Source organism: Marinomonas flavescens, assembly GCF_004352835.1.
Lineage (GTDB): Bacteria > Pseudomonadota > Gammaproteobacteria > Pseudomonadales > Marinomonadaceae > Marinomonas > Marinomonas flavescens.
Window position 1 is genome coordinate 186,566 of record NZ_SJSB01000006.1, and the last position, 26,943, is coordinate 213,508.

The following is a 26,943-nucleotide window of genomic DNA, read 5'->3' on the forward strand; positions in this document are numbered from 1 at the left end:
ATGAGTTATTTAGTTATTTCAGAATTGCAAAAACATTACGATAGCTATCATGCGTTAAGAGGCATAAACCTTAACGTTACCGAGGGTGAGTTTCTTGTCTTCGTAGGACCATCTGGGTGTGGTAAATCGACCTTATTACGCACCATTGCCGGTCTAGAATTATCCTCAGGTGGATCGATTGAATTAGATGGAAAAGACATTACGGAAGTCGCCTCTTCCAAACGTGACTTAGCAATGGTGTTTCAATCCTATGCACTTTATCCGCACATGACAGTAGCAGATAATCTGTCATTTGCTTTACGCCTTGCTAAAGTGCCGGATAATGAAATTCAAGAGAAGGTTCGCTCTGTATCGGCATCCTTACAGCTTGACCCACTACTAGATCGCAAGCCAAAAGAATTGTCTGGTGGTCAGCGTCAACGTGTTGCTATTGGTCGCGCCATCGTTCGTCAACCTAAGGTTTTCTTGTTTGACGAACCCTTATCAAATTTGGACGCAGCCTTGCGCGTACAAATGCGCCTTGAATTAGCCCGTTTACACAAAAAACTGGGCACGACAATGATCTATGTAACACACGACCAGATAGAAGCCATGACATTGGCAGATCGTGTCGTCATACTCAATGCAGGTCAAATTGAACAAGTAGGTACGCCTTTAGAACTGTATCGCCAACCGAACAACCGTTTCGTTGCAGAATTTATTGGCACGCCGAAAATGAATCTTATTGACGTTGATAGCTTTGCTGAAAAAGATGAAACTTTAACATTGAATCTACTCAACAGTAGCGTCACTTTCCCTGCCAACCGCATTAAAGGCTCATTGCCTAAAGCGATTACCCTAGGCATACGTCCAGAGCATTTATCCTTAGTAGAAGACAATGGCGATATCACTGGACGCGTAGAACTTGTTGAGCACCTTGGTTCTGAATCTTATGCGCATATCCAATTAAGTAATGATCAAATGATCATCTTAAAAGCTTCAGCGCGCAGTGTTCTAAAAGATGATGATGTCGTTCACATCAATATCGATTCAAGTGAAGCCATCTTGTTTAACCAAGATGACCAAGTTATTTCCATCATTGCTGAGGGTGCAAGTAATGCCTAATACACTTACCGCAACTCAGCACTGTGATCAATTGTCAGTTCAGCCATATGCAAAAGAGGATATTATCCCAGGCGTTATTCATCTTGGTGTTGGTGCTTTTCATCGAGCCCATCAGGCAATGTATTTTGATCGGTTCTTGGCGCTTCCTGAAGGCAAAAAATGGGGGTTGATCGGCGTAAACGTTCGGCCTCAAGACAGTCAATCTTTTGCCCGCCTCATGGCTCAACAAGGAGAGTATGTTCTTAAAACAATGGCGCCAAATGGTGCGACAGAGTATGAACATATTCGCTCCATTATTCGCCAAATTGACGGCGCTCAAAAACCGAATGATGTTGATGATGCCATGGCTGATGCCAGCACACAATTAGTCACCTCCACAGTAACGGAAGGCGGTTATTACCTAGATGAAAAACGTGTACTCATGACCTCTCATCCTGCTATAAAAGCAGATATTGAAGGTGCCAGAAATACGCTGTACGCTTTTTTACACGCAGGTCTGAAGAAACGTAGCGAGACATCTAACGCTAAAATAACCTTACTGTGTTGTGACAATTTACGCCACAATGGCGAGCTATTAGAAACAGGGCTAATGCAATTTTTATCCGCTAAAGGCGATACAACACTTGTTAACTGGGTGAAAGAAAATGTTTCTTTCCCTTGTGCCATGGTAGATAGGATCACACCGAAACCAAGCCTTATTCATGTCAAAGACGTGCAAGATCGATTTGGCATTGACGATGAAATGACAGTCATGGGTGAAGACTTTGCCCAGTGGGTCATCGAGGATGATTTTGCAGGAGAAAAGCCTGCGCTGGACCTTGTCGGCGTACAATTTGTTGACAAGGTTGATCCCTACGAAGAGGCGAAAATTCGTATTCTTAATGCTGGCCATACTTGCGTAACATATCAAGCGGCCTTGAAGGGACTCACCTATTTCGATGAAGCAATGCGTGATGATGAACTAAAGCAGTATTTTACAGACTTCATTAAGCAAGATTCTATCCCTGCGATAGGCAATTCTATCGTCGATTTACCCGCGTATTTTAATATTATTGCGGCACGCTTTAGCAATACAAACATCGGCGACACCGTAGAACGAATTTGTACCGATGGCTACGCAAAGTTCCCTATCTTTGTTTACCCTTCTTTAGAAGGTGTATATCGTATCGGTGGTACGCCAACAAAAACGATCCAAGGCATTGCTTGCTGGTTTGTGTTTATCCATAAAGCCGCAGCGGGGCAATTAGCAATCGAGTATCATGAGCCTAACCTGTCTTCTATGTCTTCGTTTACAAACGACAAAAAGGGCATTCAAGCTTTCGCGACAGACCCTTATTTATGGGGAAGTTTAGCAACAGATTATCCAAGTTTCGCGACGGATCTAGCAAAATCGATTCATGAAGAACAGAAAAAATACAATTAATAACGAAGCAGCCGAGTAAGTAATAATTTTTTAAACTCGGTTTTTGCTATATGGTAATTGCTAGGGAATAATGGCCTCACTATTAACACCTGAGTCAAAAAGTCGCTCTATACAAATCTACATTTGTTACAAGCCTCTCTACGCGTTATTAAAGCAAGACTCTGATTTTTGTTTTAGGTGAATTTTATGTCCACAACAAAAAAACGCAATACACCAGAATATGAACTGGTCGATAACGGTATTGAAACTATCCGCTATCTAGAACACGGATATCCTAGCGACCTCATTCGCTGGCATGCCCATGATGACTATGAATTACATTTCATGGTAGCAACGTCTGGAAAGGTATTTGTCGGTGACTATATTGGCAATTACGATCCTGGCCAACTCATTTTGACTGGCCCAAGGCTGCCTCACAACTGGATTTGCCAAAACAATCAAGACCCCGTTCAAGTTAGAGACATGGTGATTCGCTTTGATCATGAATCGTTTTCCAACGGAATGAAGATTATTCCTGAGCTGGCAGAGATATTACCTATGTTACTCAGAGCCAAATCTGGCATCGAGTTCTTCGACATCGAACTGGATGACTTAAAAGAAACCTTTGGATCTGTTCGCGACAGCACGGGATTACAGCGAGTCATTAAGTCACTTCCTCTTCTTAAAAGACTGGCTCAAAGTCAAAATTATCGTCTTCTTTCAACGGTTCAAATTGACTTAAAATCAAATGAAGCCTTGCAGAGTAAAGTCAATACGGTTGTCGATTATGTGTCACAGAATTACAGCCAAGATATCAGCTTGTCGAACGCGGCCAGTTTGATCAATATGTCTGACAGTCACTTTTCTAGATTCTTTAGGAAAGCCACAGGCAACCGTTTTATCGAATTTGTCAATCGAGTGCGAATTAGCCGAGCCTGCAATTTATTAACAGAAACAGATCAACAGATTGCAAATATCTGCTTTCAAGTTGGGTTTAATAATGTCGCTAACTTTAACCGACGTTTTCATGAACTCAAAGGCGTCACACCACGCGACTTCCGTTCACAAAGCTCTAAACGTATTGAATAACGTCAAACATATTAAAATATAAAGACGAAAAATTAGCGGTCATGTCTAATAACATAACCGCTTTTTATTATTCTGGGTTTAATAAGTTTGAAAGCGATTTATTTAAATGTTGAGTTGATGTGAAAAAGTCTTGGTATAATTTGTACTTCCTTTGATAATAGCCTTCAAACTCTTTCTCAGGCTCATGGGAATCTAGCTCATCAGGCAAAAAGCAATATTGCTCAATCAATGTTTCAATAGAGCCTTCTGTTTTGTGCTTATCACCAATCAATGCCAAACGAGCGGCACCTAATCCCGGTCCAACTTCACCACCATCACGGTAAATAAGACGTTTGTTTAAGATGTTCGATAAGATTTGACGCCAAAAAGCCGAACGCGCACCACCTCCGATTAATGATAAATCCGACACAATAGTACCTGCTGTCGCTAATGCATTTTGACAATCCAATAATGAAAAAGCCACGCCTTCTAATATAGCGAGTGTCATATCATCAAGCGTTGTCGAATTGTTCAAACCAACGAATTGTCCTTGCGCATAAGGGTCATTATGCGGAGTGCGCTCACCATTAAGATAAGGTAAAAAGATGACGGTAGTTTGTGTCTTTTCGGAGTGCTCAAGCGCCTCTAATAATGCTTGTACAGAAAGATTGACTGTTTTTGCCCACCATGACAAAGAGTTAGCAGCGCTTAAAGTTACCCCCATTTGATGCCAACGATTGGGGAGCGCATGGCAAAAAGCATGGACAGTATTGTTCGGGTTGGCTTTATGGGACTCGCTCACCGCAAAATACACACCAGATGTTCCTAAAGACAGCAGTCCTTGCCCTGGTCGTGTAATACCCATACCGACCGCACCAACTGCGTTGTCACCACCACCAGCCACCACAGAAATTACCGGGATTTTTAACAACGCTGCCACGTCTTCAGACAAAGTACCCACCACATCACAACCTTCATGCACGGTCGGCATATTTTTTTGCGTCAAACCGGTTGCCGCCAACAGAACATCGTCCCACTGACGGGTCGCGGGATTTAACCACAAGGTACCGGCCGCATCAGAACAGTCGGTTGAGAAAACACCAGTCAGACGATAAGCAAGGTAATCTTTAGGCAACAAGACATGGCTCAAGCGGGAAAATATCTCAGGTTCATTTTCTCTCACCCATTGCACTTTAGGCGCAGTGAATCCTGGCATCACCAAGTTTCCAGAACGCTCAACAAATTCGGGGCATTGTTCCATCAAGGTTTGGCATTGTTGCTGACTACGGCCATCATTCCACAAAATACAAGGTCGTAAAATATCGCCTTGGGCATCTAACAGCGTTGCACCATGCATTTGCCCTGATAAGCCAATCGCCTTTAACTTACTTAGGTCTAACCTTTGTTGAAGCTGATCAACAACATCCAGACAAGCTTGCCACCAAGACAGGGGGTCTTGTTCAGACCACATAGGGTAAGGTGAACTAACACTGAGCTCTGCCGACTCTTGAGCCATTAAATTGCCATTATCATCAATGACAACACCTTTCAGTCCAGAGGTTCCAAGGTCAAGGCCTAAATACATAGCTCATTATTCTCATGTTGATCGTATGTTTTTGTTGTTTATTTTTACGCGCTTTAAGCTCATATTGAAAATATTTTACCAATCAGTCAAACGTAATTTATGAACTTGCACCTTTCGTACTAAAAGACCACAAAATACATCAAGTTTGCACACCTAACAAAGTCCAAAACAGTTATAGTACGCAGACTTTCTTTTGACATTTTTTAAGCGATTAAACATTTTTCTTTATTAAATGTTTAATTTTTAACATTGCAATTTTAGTTGTGAATACAGGGTGTAATAAGTAGATACCTTGGATTTTAACATAACGCCTAATGATGAAAGTCACATTCAATATTATCCCTAAAGGCTAATTGAGCCGATAAAATGCAGGTAATTTATAAAGTATGCTTTGGCTAAATACATTTTTTACAACTCAGACCATACCTCAAAATCAGTTGATGATAGGGCATTACGATTACCCGTTAGTCGCGCTTTCTATTATCGTTGCTGCCGCCGCCTCATTTTTCGCATTGCATTTTGCAACGGCGGCGCAACACATCACCTCATCTGCTTACAAAAAAATAGCACTTATTTCAGGCTCTCTTATCATGGCCGGTGGTATCTGGAGCATGCACTTTATAGGCATGCTCGCCTTCCAAATGAATGGCAACATAGAATACGATTTTTTTCTAACACTTATTTCTATACTCCCTAGTTTGATTGCGTCCTATGTCGCATTAAGAATGCTGGCAGACACGCAAACCCTCACTCCTCTACGCTTAATTATCGGCGGCATTACGGTAGGCGCAGGCATAGGTACCATGCACTACATGGGGATGGCTGGGATGAATATGCATGCGACTTTGCTTTATGAACCTTTTTGGTTCTTTTTATCGATTGCTATTGCGGTTGCGCTGGCCATCATTGCTTTGTCTGCACGTTATTACATCAGTAAAACCTGGCCTTCCTGGAACCTACAGATTATCAATGTCATTAGCGCCTCGATTATGGGGGCGGCGATTTCGGGTATGCATTATGCTGGCATGGAAGGCGCACGTTTTATTATGCCGGCTGGTCAACATACAATGATCGCGACAGAAAATAACCACGACGGCCTATCTATAACCATTGCGACGATTACCATTTTATTGTCCATATTGGCCACTAATATCACATCTCAAATACGCTATCGCCAGCTATTTAAAGAAAAAGCAGACAATGAGTTACGCCTGCAAACTACTCTTGATACCGCTATAGATGGCATTATTTCGATGGATGCCAAAGGTATTATTCTCGCGTTTAATAAAGCGGCAGAACAGATTTTTGGCTGGACAGAATCAGAGCTAATCGGCAAGCGTATTTCCGTTTTATTGCCAAAATCGAATAACTTACACAGCCGAAAAGCCCTCATAACCTATTTAAAAAACGCGATAAAACAGCATGTCGGTTTAGATAACGAAATTACAGTTCTTCATAAAAATGGCCATATTATCCCTATCCGACTGGCTATTGGACGAGTCGACGTTGTTGGGAAAAAACCTATGTTTGTCGGCTTCGTTACGGATATTTCTGTCCGCAAAGAGATGGAAGAAAAAATAAAGAAAAGTGAAGAACAATATCGCTCTCTTATTAGGAACATTCCTGGTGTCTCTTTTCGAAGTTTATTCAATCAAGATATGCCTCCTATTTTTATTAGCAAGGCGGTAAAACAGCTAATTGGTTGGCAAGCGGATGACTTTTACCAAGGTAAAGTTACTGTCTCGAAAACCATTCACCCCGATGATATAGACCGACTCAAACAGACAGTAAACACCGCTATAGCTGAACATCGTTCCTACTCTCTAGAATATAGGCTACAACACAAAGAAGGCAGCACCATTTGGGTGCTGGAAAACGCGAATATTGTCTTTAATGAAGACGGCATTCCTGAATGGATAGACGGTGTCATGCTTGATATTACCGAGCGAGTTGAAATGGAAAGCGCTCTGCGTCAAGCAAAAGAAGAAGCTGAAGTGGCCGCCGAAAGTAAAGCGGCTTTCCTTGCCAATATGAGCCATGAAATACGAACACCAATGAACTCCATCATTGGCTTTTCAGAGCTATTACTCGAAATGGGGAACGAACCAGAGCAGCAAAAATACCTAGACACCATTTGCCAGTCCGCGCGCTCTTTACTGTACTTACTCAACGATATTCTAGACAGCGCCAAATTAGAAAAGAATAAACTGGAGCTCGATCTTCGCCCTTTTATTCTTTCTGACCTAGTGGATTCATCTATTTCTACTCTCTGGCTACAAGCTAAGAACAAGGGTATTTCATTGCAGTTCGATATAGATGACTCCCTTGCTATCGCTTACATAGGGGCTGGTGAACGCATTCGACAGATTCTTATCAACTTAATCGGCAATGCGATTAAATTCACAGAGTCTGGGCAAGTCGAGTTGAGAGTTTTCCCGATGGCCCCTCCTTTTATTCGTTTTGAAATAACCGACACCGGCATAGGCATTGAGGCAGATAGATTAGAAAATATTTTTGACCCGTTCACCCAAGCGGATGCCTCTATGAGCCGACGCTTTGGTGGTACTGGACTGGGTACCAGCATATCTAAACAACTGGTTGCCTTAATGGGCGGTACCATTCACGCTAAAAGCACAATAAATGTTGGCAGTACCTTTTATTTTGACATTCCTCTTGAAATATCAGCGCCGCCGACTGAAACGGAAAACAGTGCATTAGTTTGCATTCCTCCTCAAGATATTTTGGTAGTAGACGATATACCTCAAAACATTACCTTGCTATCACACCTTCTTTCTCGCCAAGGACACACGGTATTTACCGCTCGAGATGGACTGGAAGCAGTTGAAGCGTACAAATCCTTGCAGCCAAATTTAATACTAATGGATCTACAAATGCCCAAAATGGATGGTGTAACAGCCACTCAGATTATCCGCACTTACGAAAGCAGTCATGGTCTAGACAATATCCCTGTCATTGCCTTAACCGCCAGTGTCTTGATGGAAGACCGCCTTGATGCGAAAAAAGCGGGAATGAATGGCTTCGCTACTAAACCTATTGATCGGTTGGCATTAAATAATGAAATGGCGCGTGTACTAAACATGACCGATCTACCGCTATTAAGCGCGAGTAACAAGGCAGAACTTTCACCACATAAGCGCAAAGAAATTCATTTTGAGAAAGGCTTAGACTTGTGGGGCGAGCGCAAACTCTACATTGGAGAATTAGAAAAATTTGCCAAGAAAAACATGACCCTTAGCCAGGAATTTAAACGTTTGCTAAATGAAGAGCTGTATCAAGAGCTCAGCCAATCAGCACATGCCATAAAAGGCGTAGCGGCAAATTTGGCCTTGGTTAACTTATCCCAGCAAGCCAGCAGCGTAGAAAATACAGCTCGCACTAAGACTCATCTAGATTGCGATGAAAACATTATTAAACTAGACCGAGCTTTCTCTCATTTCTTAGCTGAACTATCACGATTTAGCACACCAAATACTGAAGATTCCTCACTCAAAACAGAAAGCGACCCAGAACAAACAGACAATCTAGCAATCTGCCTTTCTTTGATCGACGAGCTCATCGAGCTTGCCAACAGTGGCGAACTGGATGACAACAAAATGACGCAATTAATTAACAGCGCCCCCGTTTCGTCAAAAACAGCGATTACACAAGCCGTTGATCATTTATCCAACTTTGATTTTGAACAAGGCGTAATAGAACTTGCACAGCTCAAAAGCATATTCACTGAAGGGGAAGCTCTATGATACTCGGCGCGATTAAATCCCCTAGAATTTTATTGGTCGACGATGAACCTACCAATCTTAGAGTGCTAAAAAAGGTACTAGAAGACAAATACCGTCTTTCTTTTGCACGCTCTGGAGAAGACGCGTTAAACATAGTCAAAAAAGAGAGCGTCGATCTTATCTTACTGGATGTAATGATGCCTGAAATGACAGGCTTCGAAGTGTGTGAAAAGCTCAAACAAAACCCAGACACCGCTCATATTCCAGTGATTTTCGTTACTGCATTACGTGACACAGTCGATGAGGCGAAAGGCTTTGAGATCGGCGCTGTCGACTATATTACCAAGCCCATTACGCCAACTATTGTATTTGCTCGAGTAAAAACACATCTGTCCTTGATCCAAGCGAATGTACTTAAAGCGACGCACATTGATTTAATCCAACGCCTAGGCCGAGCTGCTGAATACAAAGACAATGAAACAGGCATGCACGTTCAGCGCGTCAGCCATTTTGCTAAAATCATGGCCATGGCCTGCGGTTATAATGAATTCGTTGCTGATGAATTAATGATGGCAGCACCTATGCATGACCTAGGTAAGATAGGCATTGCTGATAGCATCCTACTTAAACCTGGAAAGCTAACCGCAGAAGAATATGAGATCATGAAGAACCACACTCATATTGGCGCGGAAATATTAGCCAACCCGAAATCCCATCTGATTGCACTTGCTCGCTCAGTGGCGATTACTCACCATGAAAAGTGGGATGGCAGCGGCTATCCATACGGTCTGTCTGGTGAAGATATTCCGATCGAGGGACGTATCGTTGCTCTCGTCGATGTTTTCGACGCTTTAACCTCCGAGCGACCTTATAAAAAAGCGTGGTCTATAGAAGAAGCTATCGATTTCATCCAAGACCAAAGTGGCAAACACTTTGACCCTTATCTGGTCATGCTACTGATACAAGAATTGCCTAAGCTATTAGAGATAAAACAACAATTTTCTGAAGAGATGCCTGCAAATTAACGCAGAGGCAATTGAAAACCGCAAAAAAAGCGCCATTTTAGTTAGCAAAGGCTAAGGGGGAGTGAATTAATACAAAGACGTTTACTTATCCCTTGCCAGATTTCTAATTACCTCAATCATGTTGTTTATATTAACAACCATAGGTCTTATTCTATGAATACCTTCTCTCACTTGGTGGCCTCATTACTTGGTCAAGGTGTCAGTACACAGAATACTCAACTTGGCATATTGCGAATAAATGGCAGCGATGCAAGCAAATTTCTTCAAGGCCAAGCGTCTTGCGATATGACAAAACTGTCTGAATCAACGGGTCTGTACGGTGCGATATGTAGCGTCAAAGGCAGAATTATCAGTAACTTTTTTGTTATTCAAGAACAAGAAGATACCTTATTGATTATGAACGAGCCTCTGGTTGAAATTGCTCTCAACCACTTAAAAAAATACGCGGTGTTTTTCAAAGTGACCCTGAGCGATGCAAGCGAAGAGTTTGCCATTGAATCGCATTTTAGCGCATCCACCAGCAGCGCTATTCCAGACGCATTGTCTGAACAATTGCCAGTAGAGATCAGCCATGAATCAATCACGCTGACCATCAGTGACAGCCCAACCCGAGCAACACTTTGCTTACAACGCAAACGTGATGCAGCCGTTGAACAGGTAAATGAACACATGCCTGCGCCGTCACAAGCCGAGCTATTGTCTTTGCTCACTGCACGACCATTAATCGATGTAGAACAAAGTGAAGAAGTACTCCCCCAATGGCTTAATATGCAACGTACTGGCGGCATCAGCTTCACAAAAGGTTGTTACACTGGACAAGAAATCGTCGCGCGAATGCAATACCGTGGAAAATCGAAAAAGCAGCTAGCACTCTTTAGCTGGGAAGGCGACCACGACGTTAGCCCCACTTTATTAGACAGTGAAGGTAAAAGCATTGGCAGCGTATTTAAAAGCGCGCGTTTTAATGACCTGAATGTTGCTCAAATCATCCTCAATATAGAACCAACCGATGTAGATAATTTTTTCCTAGGTGGACAAGCGGTCACCTTGCAGCCTCTGCCCTATCGACTTGAAAACACTAAATAATCCACAAAAAAAGGAGCTTCAATGAGCTCCTTTTTTTAGACTTATTATTCGTTCAAATCGGATCTAATGCCCACTTGATCGGTGTTTTTCCAATACTCTGTAAATACGCATTGGTTTGAGAAAAGTGGCCACACCCTAAAAAACCACGATAAGCAGATAAAGGCGATGGATGAACACTTTCTAACACGCAGTGTTTTTGGCGATCAATATAGCGGCCTTTTTTCTGGGCATACGCTCCCCACAATAAAAACACTACACCTTCTTGTTCTTGGTTTATCCGCTCAATAATTTTATCGGTAAAGGTTTCCCAACCTTTCTTTTGATGAGATCCTGCTTTACTGGCTTCTACCGTCAGCACACTGTTCAGTAACAACACACCTTGTTCTGCCCATTGATTTAAAAAGCCATGCTCGGCGGGAGGAACCCCTAAATCACGGGTCAATTCTTTATAAATATTCACTAACGACGGCGGGACTTTTACCCCCGGCTTAACGGAAAAAGACAAACCATGAGCTTGACCTGGGCCGTGATAAGGGTCTTGTCCTAATATCACTACTTTTACTTGTTCAAAGGGCGTTTCTACTAAGGCATTAAAACAATCATTGGCTTCTGGATAGATGTTCTTTTCCTGCCTCTCAAGCGATAAAAACTGCATTAAAGAGTGCATGTAATCTTTGTCAAATTCGCTGGCTAATCGTGTTTGCCAACTTGAAGGTAGTGTCATATTACAACCCTAAATTGTCGGTTCTGATAGTAAAAAAGGATTCAAAGACGGCATTGTTTTGAAATCATGATAAAAGCCCAGTGCTTCAGGATCATCGGGCGTTGTCAGGTGTTTCAATAATAACCATGTCATTTCTCTGAGAGAATACGCCAAACAGTACTGCTCTAAACGCCATAAAGTATCTTTCTCATCCAGCAAAGGTTCATAGGCGAATATAAGGGCTTGCCGTTGAGTCTGGTTTAAATTATGCGATCGCGCGACTACCGCAAGATCAAATATAGGATCACCCATTCCCGCATACTCCCAATCGATCAACCAAAAATTTTGCTCATCCATTAACAGGTTTTTAGGATTTAAATCATTATGACAAACAACAGGAGAACCTTTAAAGGAAACTCGCTCAAGCGATCCTAACTTTTCTTCCAAATACGCATGCTCTTTTTTGAGTTCTGGCCTAGCAGAAAGAAAACGCTGAATACCATTAAGGTAATGACTAATCACCTTATAAATACAGAACGTGTGATCAACGACGGGGAGTTGATGTGTTACTTTCAAGGCTCTCGCAATGCGATCAATATTCTCTGAAGTATGCGTCACACTCCAATCAAAAGAAGGCTGAGACACATACCGACAAACAAAAGCCCCAACTTCATCATGCCAAAGCAGCTCTGGGGATAATCCCGCCTGCGCCGCCATCGATAGAATCTGCATTTCACTCTGGCGATTAATGTAAAAAGCAGACTCATCCAGCGCTGGGACTCTCAATACCAACTGCGGGAAACCATCCCAATCAAGACGGTAAACCTGATTTGAAAAACCTTCTTCGAAAGGGATCGCTGTTATTCGATCAAATTGGGGTAAAATCACCACCATTCTTTCAAAATACTCAGATAAATTAATCATTTTGTTGCCAGAATTGTAAGTCACTGTCAGAATGTCGAATACAACTATCCGAGTCAATAGACAATTTTGAAGCAAATCAATGAATAAACACGAAGACATTATTCGTAAAATACAAGAGAGTCTAGGTACTCTCAGTAAATCAGAACGCAAAGTTGCTGAAGCAATTCTTGCCGACCCTAAAACGACGATTCACTCTAGCATCGCTAAACTGGCTGCTCGAGCTGAAGTAAGTGAACCTACGGTAAACCGATTCTGTCGTAGCTTAATTGGCAGCGGCTTTCCTGACTTCAAAGTATCTTTGGCTCAAAGTTTAGCGACGGGAACACCTTACGTTAATCTTAACGTAGAACCTGACGATGCTCCTGGTGCTGTCACAGCTAAAATCTTCGAAGCGGCTAAGAACAACTTAACTCGCGCGCAAGAAATTTTACCCGAAGCATTAATTAGTCGAGCTGTTGATGTACTTGCCCAAGCTCGTCGCATTGAGTTTTACGGCTTAGGCGCATCAGGCCCTGTTGCGAAAGACGCTCATCATAAATTCTTTCGTTTAAACATGCCGGTTGTTGCTTACACTGATATTTTAGTTCAGCGTATGGCTGCGGCAGGAACACATCCAGGCGATGCAGTTGTTGTTATTTCTTATACAGGAAGAACGCTACCACTCATTGAGACTGCCCGTGTAGCAAGAGAAGCTGGAGCGACCGTCATCGGTATAACTAACCCAGACTCTCCTTTAACTGAGCACTGCTCTATTGTACTGCCAATTGAAGAAACAGAAGACACAGATATTTATACTCCTATGAGTTCTCGTATCGTCTACTTAACCTTGATTGATGCATTAGCTACCGGCGTTTTATTGAAACGTGGGCCTGAGTTTAATGCACACCTTAGAAAGCTTAAATTAAGCGTTCAAGACACTCGCTTGCCTAAAGTTGAAAAGAAATAGGCTCGGCCGTAAGCGAGAAAATATAAAAGGCATCCATCGGATGTCTTTTTACGATCTGACAAAATTTTGACATTTATTTTCAGGCATTCATTTACTTTCCAGATGATTTTGTAACTTTGCCAGAGTTTTTTGAAAGATAATCCGTCTATACCCACCTAGAATGCACAATCTAGTCATGAAGTGTGCTAAAAATGGTCAACATATACAATGTTTGACCATCACGCTTGCACTATATTTCACCGGCTTTATACGTTAAAAACATTTAAAAATTATAATTATTCGATACGAATTGGTGGAAGAATCTTCTATCAACATACTGTTTAGGCCATTTACCAAAACTTGGTAGATACTTTATCAACAGTACTGAGGCTCTCACTTAAAGAGCCATCGTATCAGCATGATTTTACCGAATCGGGGATTAAAATGATTGAAAACTCAAGCTTTGCGATAAGCTTTACTTTTTTAGCTTATCTAATAGTCATGCTTGGCATTGGGCTTTACGCTTATAAGCTCACATCAAGCTCAGAAGACTACTTCTTAGGCGGACGCTCACTAGGACCTTGGCCAACAGCCATTTCTGCTGGTGCATCTGATATGAGTGGTTGGCTACTTCTAGGGCTACCAGGGTATGCGTTTGTCTCTGGCATGGAATCCATCTGGTTAGGTGGCGGCTTGCTAGTGGGCACTTGGTTGAACTGGCTATTGTGTGCGAAACGCTTACGTACCTACAGTATTACAGCGGACAACTCTTTGACGATCCCGCATTTTCTTGCGACTCGCTTTCAAGATAAATCCAAACTTATTCAAACCATTTCTGCAGCATTTATCCTGTTGTTCTTCTTGTTTTACACAAGTTCTGGCCTTGTTGCTGGCGGCAAACTCTTTGAAACTGTTTTCCACATCGATTACACCTACGCGGTTATTATCGGTACAGTTTGTGTTGTGTCTTACACACTATTTGGTGGTTTCTTAGCGGTTGCATGGACAGATCTTGTGCAAGGCCTAATGATGGCCGCGGCATTGGTTGTCGTTCCTTTAGTTGCCCTTGACGGTAGCTGGTCTGAGCTTCCAAGTACATTGGCAGCAAAAAATCCTGAATTGCTAGACATTTGGACCAACGTAAAAGGTCAACCTCTGTCTTTCATTGGCATTGTTTCTTTGGTTGCTTGGGGATTAGGTTACTTTGGTCAGCCGCATATTTTGGCACGATTCAAAGCCTCTCGCTCTAACAAAGATATCAAAGTTGCACGTCGCATTGCCGTTAGCTGGACAATTATATGTATGGCTGGTGCTCTTGCTATTGGTTTATCAGGGATTGTATTTGTTGATAATCATCTAGGCGGAACGCTTGCAGATCCTGAGAAAATTTTCATGATCATGGTTAATGCAATTTTCCATCCTGTCGTAGCGGGTATTCTTCTTGCCGCTATATTAGCGGCTATCATGAGTACCGCTGACTCTCAACTGTTGGTTTCCTCTTCTGCTCTAGCTGAAGATTTCTACAAACAACTCATCAATAAAAATGCAACTCAAAAAGAAATCGTAAACGTTGGACGCCTTGGTGTTGTTGCTATTGCTGTCATAGCTCTAGTACTAGCATTGAACCCAAACAGTTCAGTATTGGGCTTAGTGTCTTATGCTTGGGCTGGCTTTGGTGCTGCATTTGGCCCAGCCATTCTTTTGAGTCTCTTCTGGCGTAACATGCACCGCAACGGCGCTCTTGCCGGCATTATTGTTGGTGGCGTAACTATCGTTGTTTGGAAGCAGTTACATGGCGGCATATTCGACCTATACGAGATTGTTCCAGGCTTCATCTTCTCAACACTTGCTATCATCATATTTAGTTTGATGAGCGGCGCTCCTGAGAAGAAAGTGACGGATACTTTCGACGAGTACACTAAATCGTTAGATACGATGGAATAAGCACAAGCATTCCATTAAAAAGCCCAGTCCAAGTAAATTGAACTGGGCTTTTTTTATCACTCTTACTCCTCATACCAGTAACTGAACGGCCTCTGCTACTCTGCTACTCTGCTACTCTGCTACTCTGCTACTCTGCTACTCTGCTACTCTGCTACTCTGCTACTCTGCTACTCTGCTACTCTGCTACTCTGCTACTCTGCTACTCTGCTACTCTGCTACTACTCATTATTTAGAGCATAAAAAAAAGGGCTTGCAAAGCAAGCCCTAAACACCATTACTAACAAACGTTAGTAGTCAGAGGAACACTTAAATTAATCGTTAAACAAGCTACAAGCACCTTGCTCAGCACCGTTTACTAGCGCTCGCTGAGCACTGAATAGTTCGCGACCCATACCCTGATGAGAATCCGTCAAATCTTGGTGCGCTGCTGCTCTAGAGGCTAATTCTTCGTCAGAAACAAGTACTGATAAAGTACCTGATATTGCATCCAAACGGACCAAGTCGCCATTCTGAATTTTTGCGATTAAGCCGCCAGCTAGTGCTTCAGGCGTCAAATGAATGGCGGCAGGCACTTTACCTGATGCGCCAGACATACGGCCATCTGTTACTAGGGCCACTTTATAACCCTTGTCTTGCAAGTTAACTAAATAAGGGGTGAGTTTATGCAACTCTGGCATACCAATCGCTTTTGGCCCTTGAAAGCGAACTACAGCAACACAATCGTGCTCTAATTCACCATTAATAATTGCATCAGCTAGGTCGTTTTGATTGTGAAATACCATGGCTGGCGCTTCAACGATGCGATTTTCTTCTGCTACTGCAGAAACTTTTATCACCGCACGACCTAAATTACCCTTAAGAAGTGATAAACCACCTTCTTTGCTGAATGGGTCTTCAATTGGTCGAACAACGCCTAGATCCAAACTTTGTTCTGTACCATCGCGCCAAACAACATTGTCACCTTCCAAGAAAGGCTCTTTGGTGTAATGAGTTAAGCCTTTGCCAACAATGGTCATCACATCTTCATGAAGCAAACCACCTTTAAGCAGCTGTTTAACAAGATACGCCATACCACCTGCAGCATGAAAATGGTTAATGTCTGCTTGGCCATTTGGATAAATTCGAGTCAATAATGGAACGACTTTAGACAAGGCTGAGAAGTCATCCCAAGTGATGATAATGCCAGCTGCACGCGCAAAAGCGACAATGTGCATTGTATGGTTAGTCGAACCGCCAGTAGCCAATAGGCCAACGATCGCATTCACGATGCTTCGCTCATCAATGACTTCGTATAATGGGCGGAAATCACGACCCAATGACGTAATCTTAGTTGCTAGTTGTGCTGTATGTTTTGTTAATGCCGCACGCAATGGATCATCTGGATTAACAAACGATGAGCCTGGTAATTGCAGCCCCATCATTTCTACTAACAATTGGTTAGAGTTTGCTGTTCCGTAAAAAGTACAAGTACCAGCACTGTGGTAAGAGGCTGATTCTGCTTTAAGCAATTCTTCTCGACTCGCTTTGCCTTCTGCATAACGCTGGCGTACTGCCGATTTTTCAGCATTAGTAATACCGGAATGCATCGGCCCAGCAGGTACAAATAAAGCCGGAAGATGACCGAATCGAAGTGCCGCAATCAATAGACCAGGTACAATTTTGTCACAAATACCTAAATACAAAGCGGCATCGAACATGTTATGAGACAGCGCAATCGCAGCACCTTGAGCTATGTTATCGCGACTAAATAAGCTTAACTCCATGCCATCTTGGCCTTGAGTTATTCCGTCACACATTGCAGGAACACCGCCAGCAAATTGAGCAACACTGCCCATTTCTGCTACCGCTTGGCGAATTTGGTCAGGATAGTTATTGTAAGGCTGATGTGCAGATAACATATCGTTGTAAGAAGAAATTATGCCGATGTTGGCTTCTTCCATTAATGTCAGCTTTTGCTTATCGGTCGGCTGACAAGCGGCAAAACCATGAGCCAAATTACCACAAGATAATTTACCGCGGTGTGGGCCTTGCTCTTGTGCTTTTTTCATATCGGATAAGTATTGAGCGCGCAAAGACTGGCTGCGTTCAATGATGGCTTCAGTTACTTTCGTAACGATAGTATTCATACTTTACTCCGTTTTGTTAAACAGCAGTCTCTGCCCGACTGATGTGTAATCATTTTTTTGTAATATTACTACATTTTTCATAAAAATCACGCTATAAAACTGTGCATAGCGCTATAAATCATAAAAAACTGTAATTTTTTTACATAAAGCGTTAAAAAACTCTATTTTTCCTTTAAAATAGCGTCCAGCAGTAACATAATTTATTGTATTATCTTAAACAACGTAATGAACGACTATTTATCGAGCAATATAAGGAAGATTTACCCTCTTCCCTTGCTTGAAAATCATGTTATGTAGTATTTTTACGTCAAAGAGCACATTTACCCATTTTGCTGGTGTTGCACTACAGACAAAGGCGAAATGGAGTTCCACTATATTTAGAGGTGAGTATGACTATTAAAGTAGCAATTAACGGATACGGACGTATTGGACGCAACACACTTAGAGCGCTATACGAATCTGGTAAACGTGATCAAATTCAAGTTGTAGCAATCAATGATCTTGGTGACTCTAAAACCAATGCTCACTTAACTAAATATGACACTGTGCATGGACGTTTCGGCGAAGAAGTAACATTTGACCACGAAGCTCTGTATGTCAATTCAGATAAAATCCGCACTTTCTCTGAGCGCAACCCTGCTGATCTTCCTTGGGCTGAATTAGACGTTGATGTTGTTTATGAATGTACTGGTTTCTTTACTACAAAAGAAAAAGCCAGTGCACACATTAAAGCCGGCGCTAAAAAAGTTATTATTTCTGCACCAGGTAAAGAAGTAGACGCTACGGTTGTTTACGGTGTAAACCAAGATGTCCTAACATCTGACATGACGGTTATTTCTAACGCATCTTGCACAACAAACTGCCTAGCACCAATAGCTAAGCCATTAAGCGACAAGCTTGGTATTGAAAGCGGTTTGATGACTACCATCCACTCTTACACTAATGATCAGCGTCTATCTGATGTTTATCATGAAGACCTTTACCGCGCTCGTGCTGCGGCAATGAATATGATTCCAAGTAAAACAGGGGCTGCTGCTGCTGTTGGTTTAGTTATTCCTGAACTTGCAGGCAAATTTGATGGTATGGCGGTTCGCGTTCCAACAATCAATGTTTCATTAGTAGATTTAACCTTCTTAGCACCTCGTGAAACAACGACTGAAGAAGTTAATAAAATTATTGAAGATGCAGTAAAAGCCGATCCAATTTTGGCTCAAGTTCTTCATGTAAATCATGATCCACTTGTATCTAGCGATTTCAACCACAATGCTTTTACCTCTAACTTTGATGCGACTCAAACTCGCGTCCAAGGTAAATTAGTTAAAGTAATGGCTTGGTATGATAACGAATGGGGCTTCTCTAACCGTATGTTAGATAACACCATCGCGTTGATGAACGCTAAATAATATCTACCTATAAAGGCTGCTAATGCAGCCTTTATGCTATTTGATACTCCGAAACACGCTTCCTAATGTTTGGTAATTTATAATGACTCGCAGAACTAAAATTGTTGCAACACTTGGCCCAGCTTCTAGCTCCCCTGAAATGATTGAGAAATTGATTCTTGCAGGTGCCAATGTTTTCCGTCTTAACTTTTCTCATGGTCAGCCAGAAGACCATATTGATCGTGCAAATATTGTTCGCGAAATGGCGAAAAAGAACAATCGCCACGTTGCGATCCTTGGAGATCTTCAAGGTCCTAAAATTCGTATCGCTCGCTTTAAAGACACAAAAGTTCAACTAAAAGACGGCGCAACTTTCGTTCTTGATGTTGGTTTTGATAAAAATAATGGTGACGAGTCTCGTGTTGGTATCGACTACCCACAATTAGCGAAAGACTCTCAACCAGGCAACATTCTTCTTCTTGACGACGGTCGTGTCGTACTTGAAGTGCTTGAAGTCAAAGGCCAAGAAGTTATTACTAAAGTTATTGTTGGTGGTCCATTATCAAACAATAAAGGAATCAACCGCCAAGGTGGTGGCTTATCGGCTGCCGCTCTAACACCTAAAGATAAAGAAGACATCAAAACAGCCGCGCTGCTAAACGCAGATTACCTAGCTGTTTCTTTCCCACGCAGTGCAGCTGACCTTCATGAAGCTCGTGCACTTGCTGAAGCAGCCGGCCTAAAAGCAGGCATTGTTTCTAAAGTGGAACGTGCTGAAGCCGTCGCTGATAATGAAACATTAGATGCTATTATTTTAGCGTCGGATGCTGTCATGGTAGCTCGTGGTGATCTTGGTGTAGAAATCGGTGATGCTGAGCTAATCGGTGTACAAAAACACATGATCAAACGCTGCCGTCAATTGAATCGCCCAGTCATTACGGCGACTCAAATGATGGAAACTATGATCACCAGCGCTATGCCTACTCGTGCTGAAGTATTTGATGTTGCTAACGCCGTACTAGATGGTACCGATGCGGTTATGTTGTCTGCAGAAACAGCAGCAGGCGCCTACCCTGAAGAAGTTATTCAAACAATGAACCGTGTTTGCTTGGGTGCAGAGAAACAACCTGCAATCAATCGCTCTAAACACCGTGTTGATGTGACTTTCACAAATGTTGATGAAACTATTGCGATGTCTGCAATGTACGCAGCCAACCATTTGGAAGGCGTAAAAGCGATCATCAGCTTGACTGAATCAGGTACGACACCATTGTTAATGTCTCGTATCAGCTCTGGGTTACCGATTTATGCCTTGTCGCCAAACCAAGCAACATTGAATAAAGTAACGCTTTATCGTGGTGTAACCCCTGTTGCATTCTCATCAAAAGAGTTCAATATTGAGACTATAGTTTCAGGTCTTGTTGATCACGTTAAGTCTCTTGGCTTAATCAATGACGGCGATATTGTTATTGTTACTAAAGGTGATCACCTAGTCAGTCATGGTACAACTAACATGATGAAAGTCGTGAAAGTTGGCGAAGCAAAGGAATAACCAACAGTGACGAGTAAAGTCTTGCTGAAAAAACTCATTACAACACCAGAGCGTAAAAACGTCGCTCTGGTGGCACATGACAACATGAAGCCAGAGCTAATAGAGTGGGCTGAAAAGCATAAAGAAAAGCTTATCAAGCACAACTTATTAGCAACAGGAACGACTGGGAACTTAATGCAAAAGCAATTAAATGTTCCTGTTCAGTCCCTTATCAGTGGCCCACTTGGTGGTGATCAGCAATTAGGTGGCCTGATAGCAGAAGGTAAAATTGATGTCCTAATATTTTTCTGGGACCCGTTTGAACCTATGCCTCACGATCCTGATATAAAGGCTTTGCTGCGCGTTGCGGCAGTGTGGAACATCCCCATTGCCTGTAGCGTATCGTCTGCAAACTTTTTAGTTTCTTCGCCATTATTTGATAGCGAATTCGAACGAAAAATACCAGATTACGAACAATATCTAAAAGAGCGACTCTAAGTCGCTCTTTTTTTTGCCTCTAACGTTCTATCTATAACAAGCAATCCCTGCAACCCCTCGCTGTTTTTGTCAAAATCGGCTATATTATCGCCCAATTAATATCGCTTCATTCACGTGATAGGCCACGTCATATCAAGCGACTCTATTTCATACGTCAACGTAACTTTGCCCCTCAGCACACCACGTTGACAACCGCCATCAGGAGAATTGTTTTGCAAGCAAAAGTAGCCCTTATTATGGGATCTAAAAGTGACTGGGCCACCATGGAAAGTGCCGCTGAAATAATGGACATACTTGGCGTGAGTTATCACGTAGAAGTAGTTTCTGCTCACAGAACGCCCGTTAAATTAACTCAGTTTGCAGAACAAGCCGTTGAAAAAGGCTTCCAAGTTATTATTGGCGGCGCTGGCGGCGCAGCACATTTACCTGGCATGGTTGCCGCACACACACGCTTGCCTGTACTCGGTGTGCCAGTACAAAGCAAAGCCCTAAACGGCATGGACAGCTTACTGTCGATCGCACAAATGCCAAAAGGCGTTGCGGTTGGCACGCTTGCCATTGGTACGGCAGGCGCCTTTAATGCCGGCCTACTGGCTTGTCAGATTCTTGCCAACTCTGATCCAGAGCTGGCTAAGAAAATTGAAGCATTCCGCACTCAACAAACGGAAACCGTTCTTGCTCACCCTGACCCTCGAGAGGTGTAAATGTCAACTTTATGGGTATTAGGCGCCGGACAACTTGGCGCCATGCTAAAACAAGCAGGCACACCACTTGGTCTTGATGTTCGCCCTGTCGACATAGAAGCCACTGAAGCGCTGCCTTTGCAAGCCGATGACATCGTTACGGCTGAACGTGAAGAGTGGCCGGAAACGGTGGCAACAAAACAACTTGCCACACATAAGAACTTTGTTAACTTAGCGACCTTCCCTCAACTGGCAGACCGCCTGACGCAAAAACAATGGCTAGACCGCCTTGAGCTTGCGACAGCGCCTTGGTTTCCAGTAGAGCAAGACTCGACTGCTGATTACGCGTACCAAACCTTAGGCGAGCGTGTACTTATGAAACGCCGTCGTGGCGGTTACGATGGCAAAGGCCAATATTGGCTTAAACAAGCAGAAAAGTCAGAGATCCCAGATGATTGGAAAGGCCAAGCCATTGCCGAACAAGCAATTAACTTTGATGAAGAAGTATCCTTGGTGGGTGTGCGTGGTAAAGACGGTAAAAAATATTTTTACCCACTCACACTTAACCTTCACATCAATGGCATCTTGTACGCGTCTATTTCACCGCTAAAACGCCTTGATCAATACCAAAGCACAGCAGAAGTAATGCTCAGCAAACTGATGGATGCATTAGATTACGTTGGTGTTATGGCGATGGAATGCTTCCGCGTGGGAGATGAGCTACTCATCAATGAACTGGCTCCTCGCGTTCATAATAGCGGCCATTGGACCCAAGCCGGCAGTAATGTTTGCCAGTTTGAAAACCATGTCCGCGCAGTAACAGGTTTACCTCTTGTCGAAGCTGAAATCAAAAACCAAAGCATGATGGTCAACCTGATTGGTGTCGATTTAGACTACCAATGGCTAAATATCAAAAGCTTGGAATTGTATTGGTACAAAAAAGACGTCAGACCTGGTCGTAAAGTCGGCCATCTGAACTTCTGTACTGGCAATCTAGAAGTGTTACATTCAGCGCTTAACAGCCTTGCTATGCCTGCGCCTTATCCTGAAGCAATCACATGGCTTAAAGCCAACCTACCTGCTTAAGATTCTATGTCGAATAAAAAGCCGCTTTAACATCACTGTTAAGCGGCTTTTTACTAACCTTGTTTTATCAATCTTCCATTATGCTTCCGGTAAACGCATAGCCATTAGCACGCCAATCAAAGCAATAATCGCAAACACAAGCACAAGCCCCTCTATTGAGATGACTTGAGTCAGCGTCCCTATAAGACTCATCAATAACAGCATAAAACCAATCACCGTATTACTCACTGCCACATAACTTGTACGCTTATTGCCATCAGCCAAATCCACTAGATACGTTTTACGCCCTACACGCACACCTTGATGAGCAATCGTTAACAGAAAATATAACGCAGGCAATATAATAACCTGATTAAAGAGAGAGGGTTTAAAGTAAGAAATAGCAAAAAGAACAAAACCAACAGTAGAACTGAGAAGGCATGCAACCACCATCACTTTCTTACTAGATCGATCCGAATAACGCCCCCAAAAAGGCGCTGACACTAAAGAAGCAAGGCCGCTAGCAAAGAGAAACATCGCCAACACCCAGACACCATTGCCCAGTTTTTGATGAGCTAAAACCACATAATAAGGCGCACTCAATGCGGAACAAAGAAACAAAGAGCGCGTAATAACAAACAGACGAAACGCTCGATCTGTTTTCAACAAGGTCAACTGTTTCAATGCTTCCATCAAACCATTGCGACCGCCATCAACTTCACCAGGAAATTCCACCACCCGAGAATACACCGCCGCACCGATCAACCAAACCATAGACGCCATCACCAAACAAGCGCCATAGACAATAGGACTGGCCTCAAAGGCCGTAAAAGCGCTGAGCATCATCATCACCGCAATGCCAACCGTAACCAAGCCTGCCAAACTCGCAGACCAACCAGTGACCTGACCTCGCTGACTCTTAGGAACTGTTTTACCTAAGACATCTTTCGAAGCAACGGAACTCAAGCCTCGCGCTAAACTAAATACAATCAGACATAAAATAATTAACCAGCCAGCTAATGCTCCATCAAAAGTAGCGGCAACAACGCCAATAGCAATAATACTCAGAGACTGGAGCACACTACCAACAATCCACACCCATTTTCGAATGGGTAACTTACGAATAACACTCGCAATCGCCAACTGCGGAAGTAAAGACCCAGACTCACGGATCGGCACCAACCAACCCAATAAATACGCCGGCGCTCCTACACTTTGCAACACCCAAGGCAAAGTCACTTTTGGATTGATCAACGCATCGCCTAAATTGGTAAAAAACTGCGCAATGATCAGCTTGATAAAATTACCAGGCACCTGCTTACACACCGAGCTATCAATCTTCTCACACGCCCTTGCATCTTCTTCATTAGCGATTTTTTCATACACAGACCCAAGAAGACCTTTATCCGACATACATACTCCATAACAGCAGACTGGCTACATTGACTTAAAAATATCGATATGAAATTTTACCACCTCTGATTAAATATTGCGTAGCCAAGCATCACACAGGTCACAGAAAGGAAAGGAACACAACAGACAGACACTGTTATTAGAATAACGACTAACATCTGGCAGCAGACATAACCCAGCGCCTCTGCCTTAAGAAAACAAAAGTAAAGTTTATAAAAGCTACGGTGAATTAACCCATAAAGAGCCAGAGGACATATGTTTACTGATTTTCAATCATGCCTGTCTTAACTATTTTAGTCTTAACTATTTCATAGCATTAGCGTTAGTTCGGACGCCACATCACGTAACCATCAGCATCGCTGGCTCGACGTAACATTGCGATCAAAGGTGCGGCGCGAGCTGATAACGTAACTTCTTCTGGCTCATCAGGGTTACCACTAACAGCTTCATCCTTGTTGTTCTTAGTCGCCAAAGTCAAACAATCTAAGGCAGAGCTCAATGCCTCACCACTGACCGACCCTTCCGTGCTGCTACCGTGACCCATAATCGTAAGTAATTGATTAGCCACGCCATCAAGCATGACAAAACTCGCCGACTCTTCACTGTAAAACTTAATCAACATATAAGAAACCTCATTAAAAAACATTAAAGACAGGCACCTAATAAATCCAATAAAAACAGAGAATTAGACGCCATGCCGAAACATATTTATTACTCGTAAATCAAATATACAGGATAGTAATAAGCAAGCGAGACTAAATAACAATCACTCAGGCGAGTAGTTGAGTACTTTTCCTATTACACTGCCGGTTGTGCAATACACAGTAATGATCAATCGATAACTCTTGCCCAACAACACTACCCGTTCTGGCTTCAAATTCAGTGGCAATACACAGCCAATTGTCGGATGAAATATTCAGTCTTTGCAGAATGGGAAGCAACGATGCATTAATAGAGCCTTTTTTACCTTCTTTCACTATTCGCCCCGTCATGTCGATGAGCTCTAAGTAATCCACTAGTTTAAAAGGCAAACCACTTGGCATGTCTTTTTGTGGATTACCGACAAATGGATAAAGCGCCTTAGCTTGATACTTTCCTTTCGTCGCCGCTACTCGTTTCTTAATACTGGTGAAATCAGAGCCTTCTGGAGTGTCGCTGATACCTGATCTTACGGGATTTAAATCGACGTAGGCCATGCAAGCCATGAGTGCCGCTTCATCAAGTAAAGCCTGAGACTTAAAGCGCCCTTCCCAGAAATGTCCTGTGCATTCATCCTCCAGATTAGCTCGCCGTGCAATCGGCTCATTAAGCTCTTTCATGAACCAGCTTAAGTCTGTTAAGCGTTCTCGATAGGTTTCTGCCGCAGCTTCTGCTAAAGCAATCACATAGGCTGGAAGCGTACCACCGGCCAGATATTGCTGAGTAAACGTTGTGCCTTTATGAATCCTATGCCAACGCTCTAACACTTCAAACACAGACCAATGCTTCGCTTTTTCTGAATCGATATGCAGCACCACATGAAGGTGGTTACTCATCACCGCATAGGCACAAATATCGATTGAAAAAACACTGGCTAGAAACAACAAGCGGCTCTCTACCCAGCTGCGCCGATGCTCATAACTTGTTCCTGTGAATGGATCTTCACCACATAAAAAGGCCCGACGAACACATCGGGCAACGCAATGATAATAAGGGGTATCGTCTAAGCAAACTTGCTGACTTCTAGGCATTGGCATAATCCGTTCCTCTTCCTTGAGAAAACAAACACTAAGTATAGAAGAGATACGGGGGAATAAACCGAATAAGACCTGAAGCCTTGTGATTACTGGTTTTTATAGGTGCCTGTCTTGAATAAAAGAACGCCTAGACCTATTATCAAGAACATAGAGATGCTAGCAAACTTGTCGGTTACGACGAGGGTCAGAGCCCTTAAACCGCGAGTAATGTGGTTGGTTAGATTCTGCGCGAACGTTTAAGTTTAAGGGGTCTGACCTTGTGCAATAGATACTAAAGGTTCTTGTTTTGCATTTGTGCTGACGCGTCGAGGTACGAGACAGGCGCAAGCAAATGGAAGAACAAGAAACGACTCTTACTACAAACCTAAGAGGTGACTTTTCGTAGGAGGGTTAGGCCCCTTCTGTATTTTTTCCGACTTATTTCAGACAAAAAAAAACCCTGACAGCGTTAGCTATCAGGGCTTTCTTAATTATAAGCTTGACGACGACCTACTCTCACATGCGTTCCTTCATAAGAGCCCCACACGGGTGTGAGGTTAATATGCACGGGAACGAAAAAACCCCACCCTGCGTAGCAGGATGGGGCTTCTCTTAATTATAAGCTTGACGACGACCTACTCTCACATGGGATCCCCCACACTACCATCGGCGATGACGCTTTTCACTTCTGAGTTCGGGATGGGATCAGGTGGTTCAACGTCTCTATGATCGTCAAGCAATTCTGCTGCGTTCGTTCTGGCTCTAACTTTTCAGCTAGCTAACCAAAACACGCGAAGACATGCTTGGATCTTTAACAATTCGTTTTGAAATAACGTAAATCAAGGTTAAACCAGTTTCTATCGTAATGTGTCTCTGTCATCTTTGATGAGCTTTCTCATCCAAAAACCACTTTGGTGTTATATGGTCAAGCCTCACGAGCAATTAGTATTGGTTAGCTCAATGCCTCACAGCACTTACACACCCAACCTATCAACGTCCTAGTCTCGAACGGCTCTTCAGGGGA

The 26,943-nt window shown here is 42.9% G+C and carries 20 protein-coding genes and 2 rRNA genes; 13 read left to right on the forward strand and 9 right to left on the reverse strand.

Features of this window, described 5'->3' with window-relative positions; all coding sequences use genetic code 11:
• From E0D70_RS08520 to E0D70_RS08530, 3 genes are all read left to right on the forward strand, one after another.
• Positions 1 to 1,104, forward strand: a complete 1,104-nt coding sequence (locus E0D70_RS08520; protein ID WP_133011845.1) for an ABC transporter ATP-binding protein — start codon at positions 1 to 3, stop codon at positions 1,102 to 1,104.
• Positions 1,097 to 2,527 carry a mannitol dehydrogenase family protein gene (locus tag E0D70_RS08525; protein WP_133011846.1) on the forward strand — a complete coding sequence of 477 codons (1,431 nt, stop codon included), beginning with the start codon at positions 1,097 to 1,099 and terminating at the stop codon, positions 2,525 to 2,527. The genes E0D70_RS08520 and E0D70_RS08525 overlap by 8 nt, the downstream gene beginning before the upstream one ends.
• A 186-nt stretch (positions 2,528 to 2,713) precedes the next feature.
• Entirely contained in the window at positions 2,714 to 3,595 is an 882-nt protein-coding gene (locus E0D70_RS08530) for a helix-turn-helix domain-containing protein (RefSeq protein WP_133011847.1), read from the forward strand.
• 67 nt (positions 3,596 to 3,662) lie between these two features.
• On the opposite strand, the gene xylB is transcribed toward E0D70_RS08530, so the two are convergent.
• Positions 3,663 to 5,159 carry a xylulokinase gene (gene xylB, locus E0D70_RS08535; RefSeq protein ID WP_133011848.1) on the reverse strand — a complete coding sequence of 499 codons (1,497 nt, stop codon included), beginning with the start codon at positions 5,157 to 5,159 and terminating at the stop codon, positions 3,663 to 3,665.
• A gap of 386 nt (positions 5,160 to 5,545) precedes the next feature.
• Between xylB and E0D70_RS08540 the strand changes: the two genes are divergently transcribed.
• From E0D70_RS08540 to ygfZ, 3 genes are all read left to right on the forward strand, one after another.
• A complete protein-coding gene (locus tag E0D70_RS08540; RefSeq protein ID WP_133011849.1) occupies positions 5,546 to 8,920 on the forward strand; it encodes a PAS domain S-box protein in 3,375 nt (1,124 codons plus the stop codon).
• Positions 8,917 to 9,924: a response regulator gene (locus E0D70_RS08545; RefSeq protein WP_133011850.1), complete on the forward strand. Its 1,008-nt coding sequence runs from the start codon at positions 8,917 to 8,919 to the stop codon at positions 9,922 to 9,924. The genes E0D70_RS08540 and E0D70_RS08545 overlap by 4 nt, the downstream gene beginning before the upstream one ends.
• Before the next feature lie 153 nt (positions 9,925 to 10,077).
• Complete coding sequence (ygfZ, locus tag E0D70_RS08550; RefSeq protein WP_133011851.1) at positions 10,078 to 11,010, forward strand: CAF17-like 4Fe-4S cluster assembly/insertion protein YgfZ; 933 nt, start codon at positions 10,078 to 10,080, stop codon at positions 11,008 to 11,010.
• A gap of 52 nt (positions 11,011 to 11,062) precedes the next feature.
• On the opposite strand, the gene ung is transcribed toward ygfZ, so the two are convergent.
• Positions 11,063 to 11,734 (reverse strand): uracil-DNA glycosylase, encoded by a 672-nt coding sequence (gene ung / locus E0D70_RS08555; protein WP_133011852.1) that lies wholly within the window; start codon positions 11,732 to 11,734, stop codon positions 11,063 to 11,065.
• Positions 11,735 to 11,743: 9 nt separating this feature from the next.
• Complete coding sequence (locus tag E0D70_RS08560) at positions 11,744 to 12,637, reverse strand: phosphotransferase (protein ID WP_165942886.1); 894 nt, start codon at positions 12,635 to 12,637, stop codon at positions 11,744 to 11,746.
• A 79-nt stretch (positions 12,638 to 12,716) separates the two neighbouring features.
• On the opposite strand from E0D70_RS08560, the gene hexR reads away from it, so the two are divergent.
• Both hexR and putP read left to right on the forward strand, forming a co-directional pair.
• Positions 12,717 to 13,583 (forward strand): transcriptional regulator HexR, encoded by an 867-nt coding sequence (hexR, locus tag E0D70_RS08565; RefSeq protein ID WP_133011854.1) that lies wholly within the window; start codon positions 12,717 to 12,719, stop codon positions 13,581 to 13,583.
• Positions 13,584 to 14,006: 423 nt separating this feature from the next.
• Positions 14,007 to 15,506 (forward strand): sodium/proline symporter PutP, encoded by a 1,500-nt coding sequence (gene putP / locus E0D70_RS08570; protein WP_133011855.1) that lies wholly within the window; start codon positions 14,007 to 14,009, stop codon positions 15,504 to 15,506.
• Between the two features lie 311 nt (positions 15,507 to 15,817).
• Here the strand turns inward: putP and edd are convergent, their stop codons facing one another.
• Positions 15,818 to 17,632 carry a phosphogluconate dehydratase gene (gene edd, locus E0D70_RS08575; RefSeq protein ID WP_133011856.1) on the reverse strand — a complete coding sequence of 605 codons (1,815 nt, stop codon included), beginning with the start codon at positions 17,630 to 17,632 and terminating at the stop codon, positions 15,818 to 15,820.
• Between the two features lie 389 nt (positions 17,633 to 18,021).
• Here edd and gap point away from each other — a divergent pair, with 389 nt between their 5' ends.
• The 5 genes from gap (at position 18,022) to purK (ending at position 22,812) form a co-directional block, all read left to right on the forward strand.
• Positions 18,022 to 19,035, forward strand: a complete 1,014-nt coding sequence (gap, locus tag E0D70_RS08580) for a type I glyceraldehyde-3-phosphate dehydrogenase (protein ID WP_133011857.1) — start codon at positions 18,022 to 18,024, stop codon at positions 19,033 to 19,035.
• A gap of 82 nt (positions 19,036 to 19,117) precedes the next feature.
• The gene (pyk, locus tag E0D70_RS08585) at positions 19,118 to 20,566 is read left to right on the forward strand and encodes a pyruvate kinase (RefSeq protein ID WP_133011858.1); all 1,449 of its coding nucleotides are present in this window, start codon (positions 19,118 to 19,120) and stop codon (positions 20,564 to 20,566) included.
• 6 nt (positions 20,567 to 20,572) lie between these two features.
• Positions 20,573 to 21,043 carry a methylglyoxal synthase gene (locus E0D70_RS08590; RefSeq protein ID WP_133011859.1) on the forward strand — a complete coding sequence of 157 codons (471 nt, stop codon included), beginning with the start codon at positions 20,573 to 20,575 and terminating at the stop codon, positions 21,041 to 21,043.
• A gap of 212 nt (positions 21,044 to 21,255) precedes the next feature.
• Complete coding sequence (gene purE / locus E0D70_RS08595) at positions 21,256 to 21,747, forward strand: 5-(carboxyamino)imidazole ribonucleotide mutase (RefSeq protein WP_133011860.1); 492 nt, start codon at positions 21,256 to 21,258, stop codon at positions 21,745 to 21,747.
• Positions 21,748 to 22,812, forward strand: a complete 1,065-nt coding sequence (gene purK, locus E0D70_RS08600; protein WP_133011861.1) for a 5-(carboxyamino)imidazole ribonucleotide synthase — start codon at positions 21,748 to 21,750, stop codon at positions 22,810 to 22,812.
• Between the two features lie 78 nt (positions 22,813 to 22,890).
• Here purK and E0D70_RS08605 read toward each other — a convergent pair whose 3' ends face one another.
• From E0D70_RS08605 to E0D70_RS08625, 5 genes are all read right to left on the reverse strand, one after another.
• Positions 22,891 to 24,204: an MFS transporter gene (locus E0D70_RS08605; protein ID WP_133011862.1), complete on the reverse strand. Its 1,314-nt coding sequence runs from the start codon at positions 24,202 to 24,204 to the stop codon at positions 22,891 to 22,893.
• 322 nt (positions 24,205 to 24,526) lie between these two features.
• On the reverse strand, positions 24,527 to 24,826 hold the full coding sequence (locus E0D70_RS08610) for a DUF1840 family protein (RefSeq protein ID WP_165942887.1): 300 nt from the start codon (positions 24,824 to 24,826) through the stop codon (positions 24,527 to 24,529).
• A gap of 148 nt (positions 24,827 to 24,974) precedes the next feature.
• Positions 24,975 to 25,940 (reverse strand): transposase, encoded by a 966-nt coding sequence (locus E0D70_RS08615; RefSeq protein ID WP_133011864.1) that lies wholly within the window; start codon positions 25,938 to 25,940, stop codon positions 24,975 to 24,977.
• A 601-nt stretch (positions 25,941 to 26,541) separates the two neighbouring features.
• A 5S ribosomal RNA gene (gene rrf / locus E0D70_RS08620) occupies positions 26,542 to 26,656 on the reverse strand.
• Positions 26,657 to 26,840: 184 nt separating this feature from the next.
• Positions 26,841 to 26,943, reverse strand: a 23S ribosomal RNA gene (locus E0D70_RS08625); the annotation flags it as partial.